The following is a 22,712-nucleotide window of genomic DNA, read 5'->3' as shown; positions in this document are numbered from 1 at the left end:
ATTCCTTATTTCGTGATCCGATGTATTTACGGCTTTTCGGTCCGTGCCTGGGTGACCACATGTGTTGTGCCGCCCCGGATTTGCACAAGCACGGTGTCAAATCCGTATCCTTCGCCTTTGTCGGTAAACTGGAACCGTCCGTTAGGCGCTTTATAGTCTGTTTCATACAGTGCGTCGCGGATTTTTTCCGGCTCGTCTGTGCCCGCCCGCTCAATCGCCTGCATCAGGATATTCATGGCGTTATAGCCGGAGGCATCATACTTGCCGGGCAACTGCTGGTATTGCTGTTCGTAATCTTTCACAAACCCCGCATTGCGCTCGCCCTCCATGTTGGACACATAAGGCACCGCAGCATAAATGCCTTCCGAGGCTTCTCCGGTCAAACCGATAAAGTCGGATGTACCCCATGAACCGACCCCGAAAACTTTAGTTTCGATGCCAAATTCTTTGAGCTGTTTCACCAGGATAGAGCCATCCTGCGTTTCGGCTGCGACAAAAACGCCGTCCGGTTTGAGGGCACGCAGTTTGGTCAATAGCGTATAGAAATCGGTCGTTCCGTGATCGAAGTATTCCTTCATGACCGATTTGACACCCAGTTCATTCAAATCCTTTTCAAAATCTTCAACACCGCCGCGTCCCCAGTCATCATTGACACCGATGTACGCCACAGATTTGAGCTTGAGATCTTCAGCTAGAATTTTGCTGAATGTTTTGGCCATCACCCGGTCCGTTTCTGCCGAACGAAAAAAATACTTCATGCCTTTTTCGGTCAGATCTGCCTTTGACGACACGCCGGACAACAGCGGTATTTTGTATTTTTCCGCTACAGCCATAACCGCGGCCGTTGCCGAGCTGCAGAATGCGCCGGCCAGCACCGGCACCTTGTTGCGCTGAATCAGCTTTTCGGCGGCATTGACGGAGTTTGCCGGCTGGCACTGCCCATCTTCGACCTGCAGCTGAACCTGGCGGCCGCTGACGCCACCCTGTGCATTACGTTGCGCAACAGCAAGTTTTGCGCCCTTGACATAGGCCTGGCCGTTATACGCGACTGACCCGGTCATCGGCTGGATTACACCGATTTTGATCGGCTCTGTACTTGGCGCAGCAACCGCCGTACAGCTCAAAAGCAGTAATCCGCTGATACCTGATGTGAGATATTTCATAAAAACACTCCAACTATGATGGCTGGCGATTGCGCCTAAGCGCATTCCCTGGTTTGGTTTGGATGCACGAATGATTAAATAATTAAACACTCAATTAATTATTAAAGTACAACGATCACTATTACAAGTGCAATAAGGGAAAACGTTAATGCAGATGTGCTTCCGATATCTGTCGCGCTGGGAAACAGCGAACATCCGTATTCCGTTGATTTTAGCCGCGATGGCGACATCGCCCGGAAAACGCCGACAAAAGCCATTGCGACCATGGACAAAGCAACAGAGTACTATTGCTGCGCCGCCGTCCCGCGCTCCGATCGACAGCGCCTGCGCGCATCACGACCGCCTGCTGCCATTTTTGCAATCTCGGTCAGCGATGCAATTGATGTTTTTGCATCTTGCACTTACCGCAAGACTACCGCAGGGTCTTGCGGTTTTGCCCGATAGTCGGCGTTGGCCAACACGGATCTTTCCTGCTCCGCAGCGCGGCAGACGATAGGGGCTGCAATGTGAAGGGATCTGGTAATTCCAGGAGGCCTGCCATTCCAAGAGGTCTGTGATTCGAAGGCGTTCGCGTACAAATAAGCCCTTGCGAACAGCCTGGATGCACATTTCGCTTCTTTGCTGATATCGCGTTTGTTTTTGCTGATATCGCATTGATCTTAGCAGGTATCAACAACTGCAATAATTTCAGTTGAGATGCAATTCAGGGCCATAACACCAAAGAAACAATCCGTAGGTGTTTTTATCAATTCTATAGGATCGACCAAATGTAGTATATTGTTCCTGTTCTCAGGAGTGCAGCTCTGGGAGAGACGTTATCACAAAATTCATAATTACGGAGACAACACCTATGAAATTCGCTCCTATGCGCATAGTCAACGCGATCGGCATGAGCTTTGCACTGGCCTTTTCTGCCAGTGCGCTGGCCGCAGACAAGCCTATTGTCATCAAGTTCAGCCATGTGGTTGCCGCCAACACCCCGAAGGGCCAGGGTGCCCAGAAGTTCAAGGAAGTGGCCGAAAAACTGCTGCCAGGGAAAGTCCAGGTACAGGTATTCCCCAACTCGCAATTGTTTGGCGATGGCAAGGAGCTGGAAGCCTTGCTGCTGGGCGACGTGCAAATGATTGCCCCTTCACTGTCAAAATTTGACCGCTACACGAAACAGGTCCAGCTTTTTGATCTGCCATTCCTGTTCAATGATATGGACGCCGTAGATCGCTTCCAGCAGAGCGAGAAGGGTAAAGAACTGCTGGATTCCATGAAGGATCGCGGACTGAAGGGACTGGCATACTGGCACAACGGCATGAAGCAGCTGTCGACCAACAAGGCGAAATTGCAACGCCCCGAAGATGCTAAGGGCCTGAAGTTCCGGATCCAGGCGTCCGATGTGCTTGAGGCGCAGTTCCGGGCGTTTGGCGCCAATCCTCAGAAACTGGCTTTCAGTGAAGTCTATCAGGCATTGCAAACCGGTGTGGTTGACGGCCAGGAGAATACCTGGTCAAACATTTACTCGCAAAAGTTCCATGAAGTTCAGAAAACCATTGCCGAAACCAATCACGGTGTGATCGACTACATGGTCGTAACCAACGCCCAGTGGTGGGATGGTCTGCCCGAAGATGTTCGTGCAGGCCTGGAGAAGGCCATGGCCGAGGCCACCACGTTCGCCAACGACAAGGCTGCCGATCTGAACGAACAGGACAAGCAGCGCATTGTTGATGCCAAAAAAGCCCAGGTGGTGCAACTGTCCGACGAAGACGTGGCAGCATGGCGCACCACCATGGAGCCGGTATGGAAGAAATTTGAAGGCGATATTGGCGCAGACCTGATCCAGGCCGCCCAGGAAGCCAACAAGTAAGCTGTATTTACTTTTACGCTGACCGCTTGCCGGCCCGACATCAGGGCCGGCAGCCATTGCATGAACACAGCCTGACCGACAGGCTTTTCGCGGTAAAAAAAGGGGCATCATAATGAACGCTAACTGGTTTCATCGGCTTGAAGAGGGGCTGATTGCCTTTCTGCTGGCAGCCATGACATTGATCACCTTCGCTCAGGTCGTGGCGCGCTATGTATTCGACTACAGCTTTACCTGGGCGCTTGAACTGGCCATGTTCGTCTTTGGCGGGCTGATCTTTCTGGGACTATCCTATGGCGTTCGGATCAAGGCACACATTGGTGTCGATGCGCTGATCAAGGCCCTGCCAAAGCGAGCCGCCCGTGTCACCGGTATTGCTGCATGCATACTGTGCCTGATCTACACCGTGATCGTGTTCTATGGTGCCTGGATTTACGTAGACAAAATGTACACCATCGGAATTCTGGCTCAGGACATGCCCGTTCCTCAATGGATTCCACGACTGGTGCTGCCCATAGGCTTTTTACTTTTATTCATACGATTTGCGCAAATCCTGATCGATATGCTGCGTGGTCGTCGAGCTCAGTTGCTAGGCGATGAGGCCGAGGACGCCCTCAAATATGCCAGTGACGACACCTCTGTCATCACTCAGGAGGTCAAATGACTACCATTGCCCTGTTCATCATGCTGTTCGTGTTCATGTTTATGGGCACACCGGTTGCAGTGGCATTGGGGCTGTCCTCGCTACTGACCATTCTGTTTTTCGGCACAGATTCGCTGGCTTCGCTGTCGCTGAAAATGTATGAAACATCCGAACACTTCACGCTAATGGCCATTCCGTTCTTCGTGCTGGCCGGCGCCTTCATGACAACAGGCGGTGTGGCCAAGCGCATGATCCGGTTTGCAGTGGCCACCGTCGGGCATTTCCATGGCGGGCTGGCTATCGCCTCGGTCATGGCTTGCTGCCTCTTTGCTGCAGTATCGGGGTCTTCTCCTGCCACCGTGGTTGCGGTTGGCTCGATTGTCATTGCGGGCATGGTGCGCTCAGGCTATCCCAAGTCGTTTGCCGCGGGCGTGGTTTGTAATGCTGGTACGCTGGGCATTCTGATTCCTCCGTCCATCGTTATGGTGGTGTACGGGGCGGCAACCGAAACCTCAGTTGGTGCGCTTTTCATGGCAGGTGTCATACCGGGTATCTCCCTGGGCATACTGCTGATGATCGCCATTTATATTGTGGCAAGAATCAAGAACTATCCGCGCCAGGAACGCGCCAGCCTCAAGGAAGTGCTGACTGCGGGCCGTGACTCCATATGGGGCCTGGCGCTTATTTTCATCATTCTTGGCGGCATCTACGGCGGTGTCTTTACGCCCACCGAGGCGGCCGCTGTCAGTGCTGTGTATGCATTTTTGGTTGCCGTCTTCATCTATCGTGATATCGGCCTGCGCGAAATCCCGGACGTTCTGCTTGATGCGGCCAAAGTGACCATCATGCTGATGTTCATTGTTGTGAATGCGCTGTTGTTCGCCCATGTACTGACCACAGAACGTATTCCACAAATCATTGCAGAACAGATCATCGCATGGGACATGCAGGCTTGGCAGTTCCTGATAGTTGTTAATATTCTGCTGCTGATTGCCGGTATGTTCATGGAACCGACGGGCATTATCCTGATTCTGGCGCCGATCCTGTTCCCTATTGCCATGGAACTGGGCATCGATCCGGTGCATCTGGGCATTATTATGGTCGTCAACCTGGAGATCGGGATGGTAACGCCTCCCATTGGGTTGAACTTGTTCGTGACCGCCGGCATTACCAAGATGTCTATTGGGCAGATGATGCGCGCGGCATCTCCCTGGCTTATCCTGCTATTGGGATTCCTGATCCTGGTAACCTACGTACCATCCATCTCCTTGTGGCTTCCGCAATTGCTGGGATAACGCAAGAGCAACTTGCGCTTTACGTGAAAAAGACAGGCCTTGTGCCTGTCTTTTTTTGTACCGTCCTTATCACCATGTTCGGGACATCAAGTTACCGCGGCGACCTTGCGGTCAATGGCGGTTTCTTTGATCGGCAGATTCATCAGCGTGGCAAATATGCTCAGGGCGATTGCAAGATACCAGACCACATCGTAACTGCCATAGATGTCATATAACTTGCCGCCAAGCCACACCCCCAGGAACGAGCCGATCTGGTGACTGAAGAAAACAAAGCCACCGAGCATGGAAAAGTGCCTTACACCAAATATCTGGGCAATGATCGCATTGGTTGGCGGCACGGTGGACAGCCACAGGAAACCCATGACAGCCGAAAAAATATAAACGCTTACCGCCGAAATGGGCACAAGCAGAAAAATGGCAATGACGACTCCGCGCGCCGCATAAATAAAGGCTAGCAGATAGCGCTTGGGCCACACCTGGCCAAGCGAGCCGACCAGGTACGTGCCAAACACATTGAACAGACCGATAAGCGCCAATGCATAACTGGCCACCTCGGCATTGAGCCCTTCGTCTTTCAGATAGCTGGGCATGTGAACGCCAATAAACACCACCTGGAAGCCGCAAACGAAATAACCCAGCACCAGTAAACGAAAACTGTTGTAGGCAAACGCCTCGCGAATGGCCTGAATAATGCCTTGCTGGCTGGGCGCGGCAGGTGCACCGGGCAGCGTAGGCTCTGTGGCGTTCAGGTTTTTCTCGCGCAGGCCGAAAGCAAGCGGCACGATCAAGAGCACGACGCAGCTGAGCACGACAAGCGCCTGCTGCCAGCCAAAGCTGTTGATAAGCATGTTTTCGGTGGGCAGCATCAGAAACTGGCCGAAAGAGCCCGCTGCTGCGGCCACCCCCATGGCCCACGAGCGACGACTGACCGGAATATTGCGGCCGATCACCCCGAAGATGACGGCATAAGTGGTTCCTGCCTGCGCCATCCCAAGCAGTACGCCGGTCGTAAGCGTAAACATGACCGGCGAGGTAGTGTATGCCATGCCCAGCAGACCCAGTGCATACAAAAGTGCACCTGCAATAATGACTTTGAACGCCCCAAAGCGGTCAGCGAGCATGCCGGCAAACACACCTGTGATTCCCCAGACCAGGTTCTGGATGGCAATGGCAAATGAAAAGGTCTCGCGCCCCCAGTCGTTAGCCTGGATTATCGGCTGCAGCCACAAGCCGAAGCCGTGGCGCACGCCCATGGAGAAGGTGACGATCATGCCTCCACAGAACAGGATTTGCCATACAGAAAGCGGTCGGATTTGCGTAGGAGCCAAAGACATAATGAAACGGTAGCCGGATATTTCAGTGAAATAGATTATATACACTTACTACCAGCATATATTACGCTTTTTCCGATGTGCTGGACTGTCGGCTGTCTTTGATGCCGGCCCGCCACAATGAATCGCGCAGCCCCGTTCGTGGCACCGCGACAAATAAGCCGACCGCCAAGGCACACGCAGAGCCGCCAATGACCAGCGCACGGCCGGGCGACCACAGCGTGGCCAGCGACCCCGCTTGCAAACCACCCAGCGCCGGGCCCAGGTATCCCTGCAGCAGCCACAAGCCGGAAACACGGCCACGCAATGCATCTGGCGTATGGATTTGCAGCAAGGCGCCGCGAACGATATCTGAAGCCGTATCGGCCATCCCGGCCAGCGCAAGAAGCAGCAATATCGGCCACACGCCCCACGGCAATCCCTGGGTCAGACCGCCGGCCGCTACACCAGTAAAGGCAATGGCCACCCCCCAAAACAGTGCGCATGCCACGACCAGCCGGCCCGGACGCGCCAACTGGCGGGTCCAGCCCGAGGTCAACGCAACCAGGAGCGCGCCACAGGCCGGCGCCGCATACAGATAGCCCACCATTTGCGGTCCGCCCTGCAGCACTTCCCGTGCCAATTGCGGCATCAGCACATGCACGCTGACAAAAAGCATCATGACCAGATCCAGTGCCAGCAGACAGGCAATGATGCGATTGTGCCGCACGTACCGCAGCCCATCGAACCATTGCGAATAGATAGGAGGCTTGGTCGCTGGCTGGCTTGTGGCCTCGGGCATGAGCACGTCCCGAGGCAGACGGGCCAGCAACACAGGGACGAGAGACGCACCCACCAGTACGACGATAAAACAGGCGGCTGACCCAACCTTTGCCAGCAGCGCCCCGGCGATAAGCGGGCCGATCAGGCGACTGAGCTCCATCGTGAGTGCGTTTAGCGCGCCAGCCGCCGCCAGTTGATGCGCAGGCACCAGTCGTGGCATAGCTGCCATCAACGAAGGCGCACTGATGCCACTGGTCAGGCCGCTCAACAACGTAGCCACATAGATTTCCGTCAGCCCCGGTTCTGTACGCAGGCTGTTGACACACAACAAGGCGACCACGCCCACATAGGCGGCACGTCCCAAAATCATGATACGCCGGCGATCTGCCCGGTCTGCCAGCGCCCCACCCCACACCAGCCCGGCAAGCGACCCCACTGCCAGACCAATACTGACGCCGGCAACATGCACGGAAGACCCGCTAATGGCATAAACCTGCCAGGCGACCGCAACGGCCAGGATCGCGATTGACAGCAAGGAGACAGAACGGGCCAGATACAGACTACGAAATGCGGGATGCGATAGCGGATCCAGATCCAGCGTCATGCGCGACCATTGCCGCCGCTTGCCAGGGGCCGGCCCACTGCGCCTGGCCGATAAATTCGGCGGGCCTTCTTCAGACGATTCGCTCATGACGGCGCCTTCTGCGCTGGCGAGTTGTCTGCCTGTCTGGCTGGCGCACTTTTCATCTGGGTTTCGTCCAGGCCACGACGCCAGTAGGCGACAACCAATTGCTCCTTGCTGCCCAGGCCCACGGTATGACGCAGCCAGCCGCGTACCGCCTGGGCCGTGGAAAACTCGGCGCCCACCCAGACAAACCGATCACCGCCAGTGGCAATGGGGCATGCCTGTATGGCATCGGTAAGCTGCGTCGTTGTACCGGCCTGGGCGTTTTCGCGATAGAGCCACTGCACAGTCATGCCCTGGGGCATGGTCAGGCGGATCTGGTCTGCGGGCGTTTGCACTTCCACAATCACGACGCCGTGGGTGCTCGCAGGTAAAGATTCCCCAATGCGTGCAATGGCCGGCAAGGCCGTTTCATCGCCAGCCAGCAGCATCCAGGCTGCCTGGGTTGCCGTGCGGCCTCCCACCCCTGAAAAACCAATCTGCTGACCGCAAACGGCCTGCGCCGCCCAGCGCGATCCCGGCCCTGCGTCCTCATGCAGTACGAAATCAACGTCAAACCAGCCTTGCGCCGCATTAATGCGCCGGATCGTGTACGTGCGCACATCCAGGCGCTTATCGCCCTTCGGAAATTGCGGCACGCCGTTGGCGCCCAGCGTGGGCCATTCCGGATCCTCAATACCCGGCTGAGGAAAGATGAGCTTGCAATGGATGTTGTCCTGGCGATCATAGCGGGCCAGATCCGAACCACCGAATCGTATGCGTCGCATATGCGGGCCAACCTCGGACACGGCCTGCGCCGTGACCAGACGAAAAGCCGGCGGGCGCTCAAGGATCACGCCGTCGCCCTGCCATTGAATGTCTTGCGGCTCACATTGGGCAAATTCCTGAATATGGTAAAAAACCATCATCCGGCCTTCATACAGGGCCATCTGGGACGAAGCGGTGACTTGCGCGTACAGGGCATCTGCCTGTGCGGAAAAAATAATTTTTGATTCAGCATAGTCGACAAGCCAGGCATTGTCCCGGCGCGAAGCGACAAGATCGTGTTCGCGCAAATGCTCCAGTACCTGTGCAAGTACCTTTTCGGCGTCGATATGACGAACTGTTGTGCTTGTTTGAAAATCGGTCATCAAGAGGTCCTATTATTGGCTGGTGTCGCAAGCGTTCCTGTCGGTCGCGACTGCATCTACAAGTACAAAAGGGCGACCCTGCTCGCAGGTTCGCACACGGGCGTGCACGCCCCATACCTCTCGCAGCAGCGAATCGGTAATAATGTCATTAGGGCGACCAAACGCATGGATGCGCTGCCTGTGCAGGATCGCAATCCGGTCTGCCCATTGCGCCGCAAGCGCCAGGTCATGCAAGACGACAATTACAATCCTGCCTTCATCGGCCAGGCGTCGCGCCACATTCATGACCTGCCACTGATGCGCCAAGTCCAAGGCACTGACCGGTTCGTCCAGCAACAGAATCGGGCTGCCCCGCACAACGGCCTGGGCCAGGGCTGCCAGTTGGCGCTGTCCGCCCGACAGCTCATGCAACGCACGCAGGGCCAGCTCGCCAATCCCCAGGTGTTCAATAACCCGCAAGGCATTCAATTCATCGTCTTTGCGCGAGCCGGTCCGTGCACACTGCAATGACACCAGCGTGGCTTCCAGCACGGTCAGGTTGCTGGTCTCGGCCGACGTCTGAGGCATAAAGCCAATATGCTCGACCCTTTTTCGTGCAGACCAGCCAGACCAGTTGTCGTTTCCATAGCGAACCTGACCACTGGCCGGCACCAGCCCCGCGATCGCCTTCAGAAGTGTGGATTTGCCAGCAGCATTCGGTCCGGCAAGCGCCACCAGTTCACCGGGCTGAATATCATGCAAATCTACACCGCAAAGCACTTTGCGCTGTCGGTAACGAACATGCAGGTCATGGATATGCAGGATTGCTGCTGCCGCGCTCATAAATGGCTCCCGCTGCGGCGCAGGATCAGGCCCATAAAGACCGGCAAGCCAACCAACGCCGTCACTATGCCAATGGGCAGCGTGACGCCGGGCAGCAATGACTTGCTGGCCACGGACGCCAGCGCAACCAGCGCGGCCCCAATCAGCACACTCGCCGGCAACAGATGCCGGTGTCCGTCCCCGACAATCATTCTGGCCACGTGCGGCGCAACCAGGCCGACAAACCCGACCGTGCCAACAAAAGCCACGGCAGTGGCGGCCAGCAGGCTGATTCGCACCAACGCCCACCGTCGCAGCGAAGTTACATCGATACCAAAACTGCGGGCACGTTCCTCGCCCAGGCGCAACGCCGTCAATTGGCCAGCCGCGCGCCACGAGAACGGCAGCGTCACGGCCAGCGTGCCCGCCACAATGGCAACGCTCTGCCAGTCAGCGCGGGCCAGACTGCCCATGCTCCAGAACACTAGCTGCTGTAGCGCTTCTTCGCTGGCCATAAACTGCAGTAATGACAGCAATGCACCGGCAGAAAAACCAATGGCAATCCCGAAAAGCACCAAGGTTTGCGCCTGTGCGCCGCGCCATTGCGCCAGAAACTGCAATAACATTAGCGAAGTCAGAGCAAAAACAAAGGCATTGGCAGGCACCAGCCAGGCGGCATCGTTACCGATAACGCCCCAGTCCAGCACAATCGCCAGCGCCGCTCCCAACGCCGCAGATGAGGAAACGCCCAGCGTGAAAGGCTCGGCCAGCGGATTGTTCAAAATCGTTTGCATTTCGGCCCCGGCCAGCGCCAGCGCGCCTCCTACCAGTAAAGCCATTAGCGCCACGGGCAGCCTGACCTGCCACAGCACAACCTGCATAGGTGTGGTCAGGGAGTCGGGATGCCATAAACCTTGCAAGACCTGCGTCGGCGTGAGCGCAGCGCTTCCGGTAAAAAGGTCTGCAAGGGCGGCGGCAATGGCCAGCAAGGCCAGTGCCGCCACAATGAACTGGCGGCGGCGCGCGATGCGTCTGTGCTGCTTCCACCGCGCATGGATCGCGATGCTCTGTGGACCCGGTTCACGGGCCATATCGGGTTCAAGGTGCATCGGTGTGCTTTTGCGTCGTGTCGGGGGTAATCCAGAATGTACCGGTCAGCGGCTTGGCCATAAAGCGCTTATTGATCTGGTCAAGCGTGGCTGCCGGATCGACATCGCCGAACAGTTCGGGATGCAACCAGGTGGCAATCAGTTCCAGATTGACAACAGGATAACCGCTATGCCAAATGCCATAAGTACGCTGATTGCGGGCTGCGCGCGTTTGCGCAATACCAACCCGTTGGGTGACGCGCTGCAGGCTGGCTCGGCTGGCCGCAGGCTCCACACCGGGACCCAGCAATAGCCCGCCACGCGCTTCGATGTGCCGGCCCCCCGTGCCGATATAGACCTCGGGGTCGCTGGCAATGACATATTCGGCACTCAGCTGGCTGGACAGTCCTTGCACAATCTCGCTGCCGAGCAGTTGTCCCCCTGCCATCACAATCAGATCACCCATTAGCACACCAGAGCCGACGGACGTGCAGCAGGGCCCGCTGCCTGCATGCGGCTCCATCAATACCGTGGGCAGCTTCGATTGCTGTTGCTTGAGTTTGGCCACGCCTTGCGTGATACGGTCCACGTGTTGATTGATAAAGTCGGCCACTTGTTGGCCACGCTCTTGGCGGCCGATCAGAATGGCCATCTTCTCCAGGCCTTCCGTGGCGTTATCCTGGCGCAGATCAGCTTCAAGATCAAGAATGGCAACTGCAATACCAGCCTGCTCCAGACGCGAAATTGTCTGCTTTGCGTTGCCAAAATACCGGTCCAGCACCACCAGGTCAGGCTGATTGGCGATGAGCATTTCTGCACTCAGATTCTGCGGGCCATCAATCACCATCTGGTTGATTGTATCGAAAGCCACCGGGTCGATGCTGCGCCAATGCTCCAGCGTATGTTTGTCCAGGCGCCATCGGTTCCACGCCACAATGCGTTTGGCAGGATTGTCTTCAAGCATGGCCATGATGGTGAAATCGCCGGGCTCGGAAAAAAAGATACGTTGCGCCGGCTGTGCCAGGCGCACCGCTCTTCCCGCCTGATCGGTAATTTCGATTTGGGCGGTTGCAGGCAGGCTGATCAGCAACATAGCGGCCAGCCATGTCGCAAAAATCCACTTTCTTATCATCTCAGGCACGTACCATCCTAGAAATTAATGCTGGCGCCAAGCCACACGCGACGACCCTCATCCACCATCCAGTTGCCGTCCAGCCCCTCGTAGCGATCACGAAGATCCAGCGGCGTCTTGTGATCCGTCAGGTTCAGCACTGCAAGACGCAGCGCGAGGTTCTTGTTGACCTGATAGCTGCCGCCGACATCAAATGTGGAGCCGCCGGGACGAGTGCGCACATCCATGGCGCCATTGCGATAGGCTGCATAATAGGCCTTTCCGGTCAGATTCCAGCGTACATAGGCAGACAGCTTGTCACTGGCCTGCCAGTCCAGCCGCGTATTGAGCACATGCTCTGGCGTTGTCTCCAGTGGTTCGCCATCCAGCGAGCGTCCGTTGAAGGCGACCTCACCACCGCCTTTGCGCTTGGACTTGGTGTAGGTGTAGTTCGAAGACAAACGCAGCGCGTCGGTCAGTGGCACGTTCAGGCCCAACTCCAGGCCATAGATCTGGACTTTATCGATATTGTCATACACATATAAGTGGTTATTACTGCCAGGATTTAGCGGGTCTTGCTTGCCGGTATCGTAGCTGGCGACCTTGTTTTTAAAATTCGTGTTGAACAGGGTGGCCGAAAGACGACTGTCCTGCTCCCATTCATACACCAGTCCCAGCTCCTGGGTCACGCTGGTTTCCGGCTCAAGATCCGGATTGCCGCAAAGCGGACCACGGAACCCTGAGGTGCCCCCAGTCGACATGCAATAGCCCGGCGTACTCTGTCGAATGGTCGGCGCCTTAAAGCCGCTGGCAATCCCGCCCTTGATCGTGAGTGCGTCAGTCACATGATAAACCCCATAGAGCCGGGGCGACCAATGGGTCCCGAACCGCTCATCGTGGTCCATGCGAACGCCGGCGGTCACCGTAAATTTATCGGTGAGATAGTAATCGTCTTCGATGAAAAGCGCATAGTTGCTGAGCGACACCTCATTCGTATTGGTCGGGTAATTGTCAAATGCGGCTTCTTTCTGAATGCCGTCCAGGCGACTGTGCAGATACTGGCCCCCAAAACGCAGGGTGTGGGAAGTAAATGGCATACTGAAGTTCGCATCCAGCGTCGTGTTGACGATGCGGCGATTTTCAGTGTATTCGCCGGTTTTGGGCCAGTTTTCCTGGTCATTGGATTCGCGGTACAGGGAGATTTTCGAGTCGCCCAGACGCCAGCGGCCGGTATGAGTAACTCCAAAGGATGTGCGTTGATATTGCACCTTGTTCCACGGCAGGGTCGGCCCAATCGACTTGCCCGGTGTTCCTTCAGTCGTCAGGCGCTGTGAGGCCACATCCAGTACAAGATCCTGGTTCTCTGCCAGCTTGACCCCCAGTTTTAAGCCGATGCTTTTATTGTTCCTGCCATAGGGCCCGTTCACGTTAGAAAAGTAGTTATTGCCCTCGCTCTGGTCATCGTATGAACCATAAATCTGCAGTCCCAGCACCTCATCTTTGATCGGCCCGCCCAGCCAGAACTGGGCTTGGCGCCCATTACCGTAGTCGTTATCCGTCTGCAACGTGACAGAACTGTCCACGGCGACCGACCACGTCTTGGGCACATCTTTTGTGATGATATTGACCACGCCACCCATTGCATCAGAGCCGTAAAGGGACGACATGGGGCCGCGCACCACTTCAATACGCTCAATGGCGGCCAGTGGCGGCATGAACTCGTACTGGACGCCGCCAGTACCCCGGTTCATCGTCTCGCGCGTGTTCTGGCGCTTGCCGTCAACCATGATCAGTGTATATTCGCCGGGCAGGCCGCGAATGGCAATATCGCGGCTATTGGGATCGCCCCCCACCATGTAGACGCCTTCCACTTTACTGACTGCTTGCGCCACAGAGGTATAGCCGCTTTTTTTGATATCGTCCTGAGTGATGACGGTCAGCGATGCAGGGGCATCCCTGGCACTTTGTTCCACACCGCTGGCCGTCACGACCACCGCATCCAGTGTGGCAACCGGCGCTTTTTCCTGCGCATACACGGCGCCGGAAAAGAACAGCGCCAGCGCCAGGGACGCGTGTGTCATGCCAATGCCAAACCGTCTACTGCTCTCATGCTTGCCGGACATATTCATTATTGATTCCTTGTGATTCCTTACTGATCGAAGGGCGCCACTCAGGCACGTGGGGCCCGCCATCGCCCCTTCGGGTGTAGCAAGACCACATTGAATCATTCTCATTTACAAAATAAGTTTGGCTAACACGCAAAGTTCTTTGCGTCCAGGTCAGTTTCTGACTCGTCGGATATCACACAGCGCCTGCAAACAGCGATTGTGCTCGATTGCAATATGAATGGTTCACCATGAACACCCATGTCCTGAAGCGCTCATTCATTTCATTCTTGTGGCGATGGCGGCGTTGCCGCTGAGGCTAAGCTGATCCTGAGCCGATCATCAGCTGAGGTGGACGCCAATACCAATGCCGACGCTCATCCTGAGATGATCATGAGCTGATGCTGAAGCTAACCGTTAATGCTGATCCGGAGGCCACCGGCGTTTACCTTCCGAGGCGGGATGCACTGGCTCGAATCAAAGCCGCGAGCAAAGACTTTTGGGACTTAGACCGAATTGGCGTCGGAAGGCCGTGGCAAAGTTGGCCGCGCTGGAATAGCCCGCCTGATACGCTGCTTCGGTAATACTGAGCCCCTGCTCCAGACCGGTCCGGGCTTGATGCAATCTCATCGCCCGCCGATAATCATTGACCGATGTCCCGAAAGCATGACGAAACTGCCGTTGCAGGGCGCTGGCGCTTAATCCGAAACGACGCCCGAGCTCTGGAATCATGGTCGGTTGCGCAAACGGTTGCTGTAACTCGCTGTCAATGAAACTGCGCAGCCTGAGCATGCGGTCCTGGTCGCGTTGTCGTAGATTGCCCTTGACCACGGTTGCCGGACCCAAATCGGCACGCTGACTGGCAAGCGCTTCGTACAGTAGTTCCAGCGCACGACTGGCAAGTCGCAAGCGACTCAGATCGTCCGTCGGGTCTTCAGAGTGACAAAGCATTTGCTCGGCCAGCGCAAGCGCATGCGGCGACGGTTTCCAGGCTTTGATGCACAGCGTGTCGGGAAAATTCAGACTGGTCGGCCGCAAGTCAGCAATCGGACGGAGCCCCGGGGGGTCATATCGTTGATCTGTTGAGCGTAGCCAGCCGTGACTTTGCAGCCACTCGGGCGTGACATGCAGGGCAAGTTTGCGCTCCCACTTCCCGCGCTGCCATCGACGCTCAAACAAGGCGTCCTCGGGCATGCTGACAATGGCCGCTTTGGCGGCAAGAGCTGGGTCGTCCGCATGCAGATGCACGCGTTGTCCGCCGATGCGCACATCGACTTCTCCGGCCAGCACGAGCACCACCCGCAAGCCTGCGGTTATGTTCACCCGGGACACCATATTGTGCAGATCAAGCACCTCGGTGCCGTGCATGGACAAGCCCGGCTGCAGGGCAAGACTGCGGATACGTCCTTCCAGCACCGGCTCATTGGCCGCTACCGAATCGGATTCGAACCGGTAACCAGGACTGTCGAAATCAAGCCGTCGCACCATGCCAAGCGCACGCCAGGGCCTTGTGCCCGTCGTTGGGCGCAAGGGCGGATTGGCGAAGTCGACAGCGCTTTCAAAGGCGGGTTTCATAAGAGCAGCGGGCCGGGAGGTCCGAATGGGTAGTAACAGTACACGATTATTGCACAAAATTGAGAATGATTCTTATTTAATCAATTTATCCATGGAACTGCAGGATAATTCGTAGGCCTAAAGCCGGGCTGGGATCTTTAAAAAGGCGCCGACCCGGATACGCATTCCTGCTGCTAATATGAGCTCTTCTACCGCATCGATCCATGGATATCACAAACGAAAAGCGACTACTTAATCTCAATCCCGGATGCTTTTAGGCGGTCAAGTGACTCATTTCCTTTTTCTATTGCGAAATCCTTGAACTCGAGCCGAGAAGCCGAAGCTTCGACGATATTACCCTCAACTAACAGTTTTCTCTGCATTTCTTTATCGCTTAAAGCTTTTTGGGTCGCATCGAATAGCTTGTCGGCAATATTGTCAGGCAGACCTTTGGGCGCCAGGAGCCCAAACCAGATTTGATAGGTAAATCCCGGCATTCCAGATTCATTGAGTGAAGGCAAGTCTGGAGCAATAGGCGATTTCTCATACGAAGTAACGCCCATCATCTTATACCTACCGGCCCTGCCTAAAGGCAGGACAGATGCAGCTGTGCCAAAGGAATATTTCACTTCGCCCGACACAATAGCGGTCATCGAATCAGAGCCGCCTTTGTACGGTATGTGAAGAATGTTTTCATCTACCGCTTTTTCGAACATGAGTCCGGCTATATGAGGAGAACCGCCAATACCAGAAGATGAATAATTAAAACTATTCGGGCTTTTTTTGATGAGTGCCTTGAGTTCACCCACAGTATCAGCGGGGATATCTTTATTGACAGCAAGAATAAGCGGCGAGGAAACCAATTGACTAATCGGTGTGAAATCCTCTCGCGTATATTTTACTCTGTATAAAAACTGGTCGACCCCAAACGAATTTGCAGTGCCAATGCCCAGGGTATAGCCGTCGGCTTTGGCACGCGCCAGATTCGAAGTGGAAATTGTTCCACCAGCGCCAGGCTTATTTTCGACAACAACCGTTTGTTTTAACTGTTTACTTAGTTCTTCAGCAAATAGTCTGGCTGTCAGGTCAGCAGCGCCACCCGGTGGATAACCGACAAGCAGTGTGATCGGCTTGTTTGGGTATTCTGCAAATGCAGTTGAACCGGCTAACATCGGTATTGAGGCTAAAACCAATTTAAGCATTGATTGTGTCTTCATTTTTCCTCCATGGGTGGAACTTATTTGCCTTTGAATACAGGCTGTCTTTTTTCGGCCCAAGCCAAAGCGCCCTCTCTTATGTCTTCCGATTTAGCCGCGATAGAAATATCGTTTTTTAACTCGTTCAAATCCAAGGAACCACGCGCAATTCTATTGAGATGTTTTTTCATCCCGAGTAGTGCCAAAGGGGCCATTTGATTTAATTTATGACTAAGATCGTCTACAACTTTTTCTTGATCTTCGACATTGATTAAATGTGTCAGATATCCAATCTTCAGCATCTCGTTTGCATCGATTTTTTCCGCAGTTAGAAATAATTGTTTTGCAGCATTTAGTCCTAATCGAGCTACATAACGTTTCAGACCTCGTTCATAGAAGTGCAGGCCAAGCCTTACAGCGGGCATGAACATGTTTACGGTTGGGTTTCCGATTCTGAAATCACAAGCCAAGGCAAGGTCAGTTCCACCACCATATACTCCACCGTTAAGTACCGCGATTGTCACGGGCCGCGCGTCTTCCAGCATGTTCGAAATATCTTCAAAAGAGTATTTTTTTTCACCAAATCCTCGCAAGTCATAGCCACTACAAAAGTATTTTCCAGTACTTTTGACTTGCAGAACCAGTACCTCCTCTTGCTGATTGATTGTGTATATGTGCTTTGAGAGTTCCAGTAAATCAGTGGAATCCAGGCTGTTCGCTTTATGCGGCTTATTGAGTGTGATGATGGCGAGATGGCCGTCTATGTTTAATTTCGGCAGGGTCGTTTCCGTGCTTGTCATTGGATAACCCCTTTGCTTTTTAACGCAATAATTTCTTTTGTGTCATAGCCCATATCATTCATTATCTGAGCCGTATGCTCGCCGTTATCTGGCCCTGCATGATGAAATTGATCGTCATGAGGGAAAGCAGACAAATTAATGGGTGAACGAACCAGGTCAATATTTCCCAACACTGGATGCGGAGCGGGAATGATCATTTTCAAATGTCTTGCTTGTGGATCTTCGAATGCTTCCCTGATGTTATATATGGGACCGCAAGGGATTCCCAATGGATTTAATGATTCAATCAATTCTGTGCTGGAGAATTTTCTGGTATTTTCCTCAATGATCACATCCAGCGCCTGTCTGTATTGCCGTCGTTTTTCAGGACTATTGAACCTGTCATCCATTGCGCTCTCAGGACAACCAAGCTTTTCACAGAGCGTGACAAACATTCTGTCAGTGCTGGCTGCAATGTTCACATAGCCGTCCCTGGTATGGAAGGTTCCCATCGGAGACAGCGTTGGATGGAAGTTTCCGGTTGAGACTGGTATTTCCTTGTTGACGGTATACCTGGATCCTTGGAAATCCAATTTACTCAACATGCTCTCCAACAATGACGTATGTACCCATTGCCCTTGGCCTGTTATTTCCCTATGTAACAGGGCCAGTAAGATGCCTTGTCCGAGAAACATGCCAGAAGTGGTGTCGGAAATTGCAATTCCCGTTCTCGTTGGGCCTGATTCAGGGTCTCCAGTGACCGACATCAAGCCGCTCATGCCCTGCAAAATCTGATCCAACCCGGGCCTGTCTTTATAAGGGCCATCTTGACCGAATCCGGATATGCTTGCCAGAATGATCTTGTCATTGACCTTTTTAAGTTGGTCATAGTCAATGCCCAGTCGCTCCTTGACCTCGGCTCGGAAATTTTCTACAACAACATCGGCCTGTTTAACAAAGGTATACAGGACCTCCCGGCCCGCGGGGCTTTTGAGATCAAGACAGATGCTTCTTTTATTTCTGTGCAGGTTTTGGCTATCAGACCCGCGATTCTTACCAATAATAGAACCCCTATCTCGACGAATCGGGGGTTCTATTCTTATGACATTTGCACCCCAATCGGCCAATAACCGAACAGCTACGGGGCCAGCCCTTGCGACTGTGATATCCAAAATCGTGAAATTGGATAACGGCTTATCCTTTGAGTTCATAAAGACAAAATTTAAAATTAGAATGAGTATTGAAAAAATGCGCTTTGTGCGCTTTCGCATCTACTAACCGTAGACAAATGACAGGGCCAGTCTACGAAACTCTATCTAATGAGTAAAATTGAATTATCTGATTTTTATATCAATTTTTTTGATAACTTAACTTATTATTTTTGCAAGCAAATCAGTGTATTCATGAAAGCTTCTGCCGCGGGAGATAGACTTCTGCCCTTGATAGACGCGAAACTGATTGTGCGAGCCATATTCGGTTCAATCAGTTCGGAACGCACGAGAGTATTGGTGAACTCGGATAGACAAGCATAACTGGGCACAATGCATACACCCTTTGCGTATGACGTAAGCGCCATGACAGTCAACCAATGATGGGAAGCAATCGTTGGTCGCACGACACGCTTTGTGGCGCTCAAAAAAGCATGTTCGATCATTCTCCCGACACTGCTACTTTGGCCAATCCCTATTATTTTTTTATCAGATAAATCCGTCCATCTCACTGTGTCTGCTAGTCCAACAGATGGATGAGAAAGCGCCACAAGACGATCCTCAAATAGCGGTTGCATTTGAATTTCGGCCGCCCTTCCGTCAAAAGTTCCAATAGCCAGATCAATCTCACGTTGTATTAGCAGTGTCACTAGTGTGTGTGTGGGCGCATCCTCCATACGGATAACAATACCAGGATAACGTTCACTAAATGTTGCGATAGCTTCGGCAACCAGCGTACTGCCCAATAAAGGAGTGACACCGATAGACAAAGTGCCATTAGACAATTCACCTATCGACTGCAGATTGGCAATATGCAGATCTAAATCGTCGAGTAGCCTTCCAATTGAAACTGCGAAAGCTTCGCCAGCTGCTGTTGGAATAACGAATTTCGTTGTTCGGTCGAATAATCTCAATCCTACGATTTCTTCTGCCTCTCGAATCGTCATGCTCAGATTGGACTGGGTAGTATGAAGACTCGAGGCCGCCACTGTAAAACTACGTGTAGAAGCTAATTCTCGAATGGCGGATAGCTGTTTGATTGAAAGTTTAATCATGAGTAATTACTGTAAATTTCTGCATTAGTTATTCTCGCACGAGTTAAAAATTTGCGATCGAGCCATTTCTAATGACACTATTTTAGTTAAATGTAGCAGTCTAATCGCCAAACCCGTTCAGGCTACCACCGCTGAAAATGCGCTTTTCACCGCGCGATTTTGACATGCCCCAAAACCGGTCATCCATATGATCCATATCCCCCGACTGGACTTGACGCGGTTATTCCTATACACTACCCCGTGAATTACAGTTGAAATATCGATTTTTAACGGTAATTGTCTGCATATATTCAACAGCAAATCTCAATCATTGCTGTGGCCAGACCAGGCCCATTGCTGCAGACCGAGCCCATAAGGCTTACTCCAGAGGGAATTTTTCCTCGTCATCAGGCTGCTTCGCAGCCCGGCATTTGCCGAACAACACACCCAGTCTCTGACTGCGGAACAACCCGGCTGGTCCATTTGACCGCCAGCGCATGCCCTGTCCAACCGGCCAGGGCAGATTACGACAATCGCAACGTCGAACTTACGCACATCGCTAACGGCTACATGAGCCGCAGTCAGAGTATTGGCGTGGAGATTTCAATGTTCGTGTTCGATAGCTTGCCATTGCAATCGTGATCACATGCGCTTGACCCAACAGAGGCACCTTTTTGTGTTTCTTTTATCCCTTGTGCCCGGATTCGCGAACTTCGGGCCAGGGGACGACCGCGTCCACGTTGTTGCGCGGCTTTATTAACCAGGACGATAGAACGTATATGCAAGAACAAACCGCCTTCTACCAGCTATCAGGGACCACAGCATTGCTGCTGCTGGTTGGATTTTATGGCCTGACCTTTCTGATGTCTTTATTTATCGGCAAGAAAAAAGAAAATGTCGACAGCTATATGGTATCGAACAACGCCGTAGGCTTTGGCCTGTCGGCTGCAAGTATGATTGCCACCTGGATCTGGGCCGCGTCGTTTTACGCCAGCGCAACCTCAGGTTACCAGTACGGACTGTCCGGCCCCATCCATTACGGCTTTTGGGGCGCGCTTATGATTTTGTTCATTTATCCATACGGACGGCGCTTCCGGGCCCTGGCTCCCAAAGCACATACTCTTGCTGAAGTCATGCATGCACGCCATGGAACATCAAGTCAGATGATCATGGCCGTTTCCAATTTGCTGGGCAGCTGTATCAGCTTGATGGTGAACTTTACCGCTGCCGGCGCACTGGTTTCCGTGCTTAGTCCGCTATCGTTCATTCAGGGCGTGCTCATTGCCGGCCTGGGGGTATTATCCTATACATTGTGGTCAGGCTTTCGCGCCTCGGTCATGACCGATTTTGCACAACTGGTGGCCATGATTCTGGCCGCCATCGTTATTATTCCCCTGATATTCTTCAATGCCGGCGGCACCGACATGCTCGTGGCCAATTGGGGCAATCTGTCATCGGAACAGGCTGATTTTTTCTCGACAAAAGCAATTCTGGAACAGGGGGCGCCCTATTTTGTGGCGGTGCTGGCCTATGCCATTGGTAATCAAACGATCGCGCAACGCCTGTTCGCCGTTCGTGAAGATCTGATCAAGTCAACCTTCCTGACCGCCACTATCGGTTATGGCGCAGTGGTAATCGGATTGGGCATGCTGGGCATGCTAGCGCTCTTTGTCGGTCTGACACCTGCAGACGGGGATATGAACAATATCATTCCGCAAATGGCCTCCACTTACCTGCCGCCTTTCGGTATTGCGCTGTTTTTTATTCTCGTTGTCGGCTCTCTGTCTTCTACCGCCGACTCCGATCTTTCGGCCTTGTCATCCATCATGATGACCGACATCTACGGAAAGAATATGGCTCGTGGTACGCCGGATCCAAAACGCATGCTGTGGTGGGGTCGCGCCACGATGATCGTTGCGACCATGATCGGCGTGATATTTGCCAGCCTGCGGCTTGATATCCTGGTTATGCTGGTATTTGTTGGCGCATTATGGGGAGCGATTGTGTTTCCGGTGATCGTTAGTTTTTACTGGGACAAGATAACGAACAAGGCTTTTACGACATCCGTGATATTAGCAGTGACTTTGTTCGCGGTGGCAAGGTTCGAACTTCTCCCTCTGGAAGGCGTTGTTGCGGTATTTTTTGAGTTATGCGCCTCTGCAGGCGGCGGTGTCGTTCTTGGCCTGATGACGTTTGCATTTTTCAACCGCAAGATTGCCATTTTTGTTGCTTTTGCGACTGTGGTTATCGCTGTTCCAAATGCGATTGGTTTCCTGCGCGAGTATCCGGTACTGCTTAGCTCGCTCACCTCTTACGGGGTCAGCGCACTGGTGTGTATCGCCATGAGCTGGAATAACAAGGAACGGTTCGACTTTGCCCTGCTTGCCGAACGCGTTACGTCATTCCAAAAGAAAACTGATACAACCGATGAACCCGCGACAGACGTTGACGGTGATGTTGCACCGGCACGTGCTTGAAAGAGAGATAAATGATGAATGGAATTTTACTGACCGCCTATATCCTTGTCTGGCCTGTTATTTCGGCCGCCATCCTGTTAACGCTGGTTGTTGCACTGATACGCGATTTGCGTAATGCCGCCAAAAGCGACCGTGAAATGATCTGACAACCCACACCGGCCATCTGCAAACGGTGGACGGCCGGTGTGGTCAGATCAGGCATGGATCAGCCTGGCATACAAGATGCCGGGCCTTTCTTCCAAAAGACAGGCATCGCCTGTCTTTTTTGTTTCGAATCGGCTTGCGCTGCCGGAACAAAAGTCTGCAAAATTGTCTGGCGGATTTCATAACCCATCATTCAACCACCAAGGTGGTGAAATACGATGCGGCGACGCATGACAAGAACCGCCCTAGAGGCAGTCATGCGTTTCACAATGAGGTAGAGCACCGAGATCAATAATAATGGTTCTTATTTCAAATCTTTTGCTCATGGTTACTATGGTTTCCCCGCTTGCGGTG

19 protein-coding genes are annotated in these 22,712 nt (G+C 53.5%); 5 read left to right on the top strand and 14 right to left on the bottom strand.

Features of this window, described 5'->3' with window-relative positions; translation table 11 throughout:
* Positions 1–26: 26 nt before the first annotated feature.
* Entirely contained in the window at positions 27–1,163 is a 1,137-nt protein-coding gene (locus CAP48_RS02910) for a penicillin-binding protein activator (RefSeq protein WP_100694491.1), read from the bottom strand.
* An 850-nt stretch (positions 1,164–2,013) separates the two neighbouring features.
* Here CAP48_RS02910 and CAP48_RS02900 point away from each other — a divergent pair.
* The 3 genes from CAP48_RS02900 to CAP48_RS02890 all read left to right on the top strand — a co-directional run bounded on the left by CAP48_RS02900 (position 2,014) and on the right by CAP48_RS02890 (position 4,953).
* Positions 2,014–3,018: a TRAP transporter substrate-binding protein gene (locus CAP48_RS02900; protein ID WP_100694489.1), complete on the top strand. Its 1,005-nt coding sequence runs from the start codon at positions 2,014–2,016 to the stop codon at positions 3,016–3,018.
* A gap of 112 nt (positions 3,019–3,130) precedes the next feature.
* Positions 3,131–3,679: a TRAP transporter small permease gene (locus tag CAP48_RS02895; RefSeq protein WP_100694488.1), complete on the top strand. Its 549-nt coding sequence runs from the start codon at positions 3,131–3,133 to the stop codon at positions 3,677–3,679.
* Positions 3,676–4,953, top strand: a complete 1,278-nt coding sequence (locus CAP48_RS02890) for a TRAP transporter large permease (RefSeq protein ID WP_100694487.1) — start codon at positions 3,676–3,678, stop codon at positions 4,951–4,953. Before CAP48_RS02895 ends, CAP48_RS02890 begins: the two co-directional genes overlap by 4 nt.
* Positions 4,954–5,039: 86 nt before the next feature.
* On the opposite strand, the gene CAP48_RS02885 is transcribed toward CAP48_RS02890, so the two are convergent.
* The 12 genes from CAP48_RS02885 to CAP48_RS02830 form a co-directional block, all read right to left on the bottom strand.
* Positions 5,040–6,287 carry an MFS transporter gene (locus CAP48_RS02885; protein ID WP_100694716.1) on the bottom strand — a complete coding sequence of 416 codons (1,248 nt, stop codon included), beginning with the start codon at positions 6,285–6,287 and terminating at the stop codon, positions 5,040–5,042.
* 61 nt (positions 6,288–6,348) lie between these two features.
* Entirely contained in the window at positions 6,349–7,737 is a 1,389-nt protein-coding gene (locus CAP48_RS02880; protein ID WP_100694486.1) for an MFS transporter, read from the bottom strand.
* A complete protein-coding gene (locus CAP48_RS02875) occupies positions 7,734–8,861 on the bottom strand; it encodes a siderophore-interacting protein (protein WP_100694485.1) in 1,128 nt (375 codons plus the stop codon). Before CAP48_RS02875 ends, CAP48_RS02880 begins: the two co-directional genes overlap by 4 nt.
* 12 nt (positions 8,862–8,873) lie before the next feature.
* Positions 8,874–9,683, bottom strand: coding sequence for an ABC transporter ATP-binding protein (locus CAP48_RS02870; RefSeq protein WP_100694484.1), 810 nt, complete (start codon positions 9,681–9,683; stop codon positions 8,874–8,876).
* Positions 9,680–10,771, bottom strand: coding sequence for an iron ABC transporter permease (locus tag CAP48_RS02865; RefSeq protein ID WP_197707224.1), 1,092 nt, complete (start codon positions 10,769–10,771; stop codon positions 9,680–9,682). Before CAP48_RS02865 ends, CAP48_RS02870 begins: the two co-directional genes overlap by 4 nt.
* Positions 10,761–11,882, bottom strand: a complete 1,122-nt coding sequence (locus CAP48_RS02860; protein WP_100694483.1) for an ABC transporter substrate-binding protein — start codon at positions 11,880–11,882, stop codon at positions 10,761–10,763. The genes CAP48_RS02865 and CAP48_RS02860 overlap by 11 nt, the downstream gene beginning before the upstream one ends.
* Positions 11,883–11,899: 17 nt before the next feature.
* Entirely contained in the window at positions 11,900–13,990 is a 2,091-nt protein-coding gene (locus CAP48_RS02855) for a TonB-dependent receptor domain-containing protein (protein WP_161495183.1), read from the bottom strand.
* Positions 13,991–14,443: 453 nt separating this feature from the next.
* Positions 14,444–15,541: an AraC family transcriptional regulator gene (locus CAP48_RS02850; protein WP_100694481.1), complete on the bottom strand. Its 1,098-nt coding sequence runs from the start codon at positions 15,539–15,541 to the stop codon at positions 14,444–14,446.
* A 227-nt stretch (positions 15,542–15,768) separates the two neighbouring features.
* Positions 15,769–16,737 (bottom strand): tripartite tricarboxylate transporter substrate binding protein, encoded by a 969-nt coding sequence (locus tag CAP48_RS02845; RefSeq protein WP_100694480.1) that lies wholly within the window; start codon positions 16,735–16,737, stop codon positions 15,769–15,771.
* Positions 16,738–16,757: 20 nt separating this feature from the next.
* Entirely contained in the window at positions 16,758–17,516 is a 759-nt protein-coding gene (locus CAP48_RS02840; protein WP_100694479.1) for an enoyl-CoA hydratase/isomerase family protein, read from the bottom strand.
* A complete protein-coding gene (locus tag CAP48_RS02835; RefSeq protein WP_242444299.1) occupies positions 17,513–18,766 on the bottom strand; it encodes a CaiB/BaiF CoA-transferase family protein in 1,254 nt (417 codons plus the stop codon). Before CAP48_RS02835 ends, CAP48_RS02840 begins: the two co-directional genes overlap by 4 nt.
* A gap of 104 nt (positions 18,767–18,870) precedes the next feature.
* Positions 18,871–19,758, bottom strand: a complete 888-nt coding sequence (locus CAP48_RS02830; RefSeq protein WP_100694478.1) for a LysR family transcriptional regulator — start codon at positions 19,756–19,758, stop codon at positions 18,871–18,873.
* 758 nt (positions 19,759–20,516) lie between these two features.
* Here CAP48_RS02830 and CAP48_RS02825 point away from each other — a divergent pair.
* Entirely contained in the window at positions 20,517–22,214 is a 1,698-nt protein-coding gene (locus tag CAP48_RS02825; protein ID WP_100694477.1) for a sodium:solute symporter family protein, read from the top strand.
* Between the two features lie 11 nt (positions 22,215–22,225).
* Positions 22,226–22,360: a putative transporter small subunit gene (locus tag CAP48_RS20390; protein WP_369806315.1), complete on the top strand. Its 135-nt coding sequence runs from the start codon at positions 22,226–22,228 to the stop codon at positions 22,358–22,360.
* A 59-nt stretch (positions 22,361–22,419) separates the two neighbouring features.
* Here the strand turns inward: CAP48_RS20390 and CAP48_RS20530 are convergent, their stop codons facing one another.
* Positions 22,420–22,551 carry a hypothetical protein gene (locus CAP48_RS20530; protein WP_255411692.1) on the bottom strand — a complete coding sequence of 44 codons (132 nt, stop codon included), beginning with the start codon at positions 22,549–22,551 and terminating at the stop codon, positions 22,420–22,422.
* Positions 22,552–22,712: the final 161 nt, after the last annotated feature.

The organism is Advenella sp. S44 (assembly GCF_002810445.1).
GTDB lineage: Bacteria > Pseudomonadota > Gammaproteobacteria > Burkholderiales > Burkholderiaceae_B > Advenella.
The sequence above is the reverse complement of the archived record's forward strand: the minus strand, read 5'-3'. Positions and strand labels throughout refer to the sequence as shown.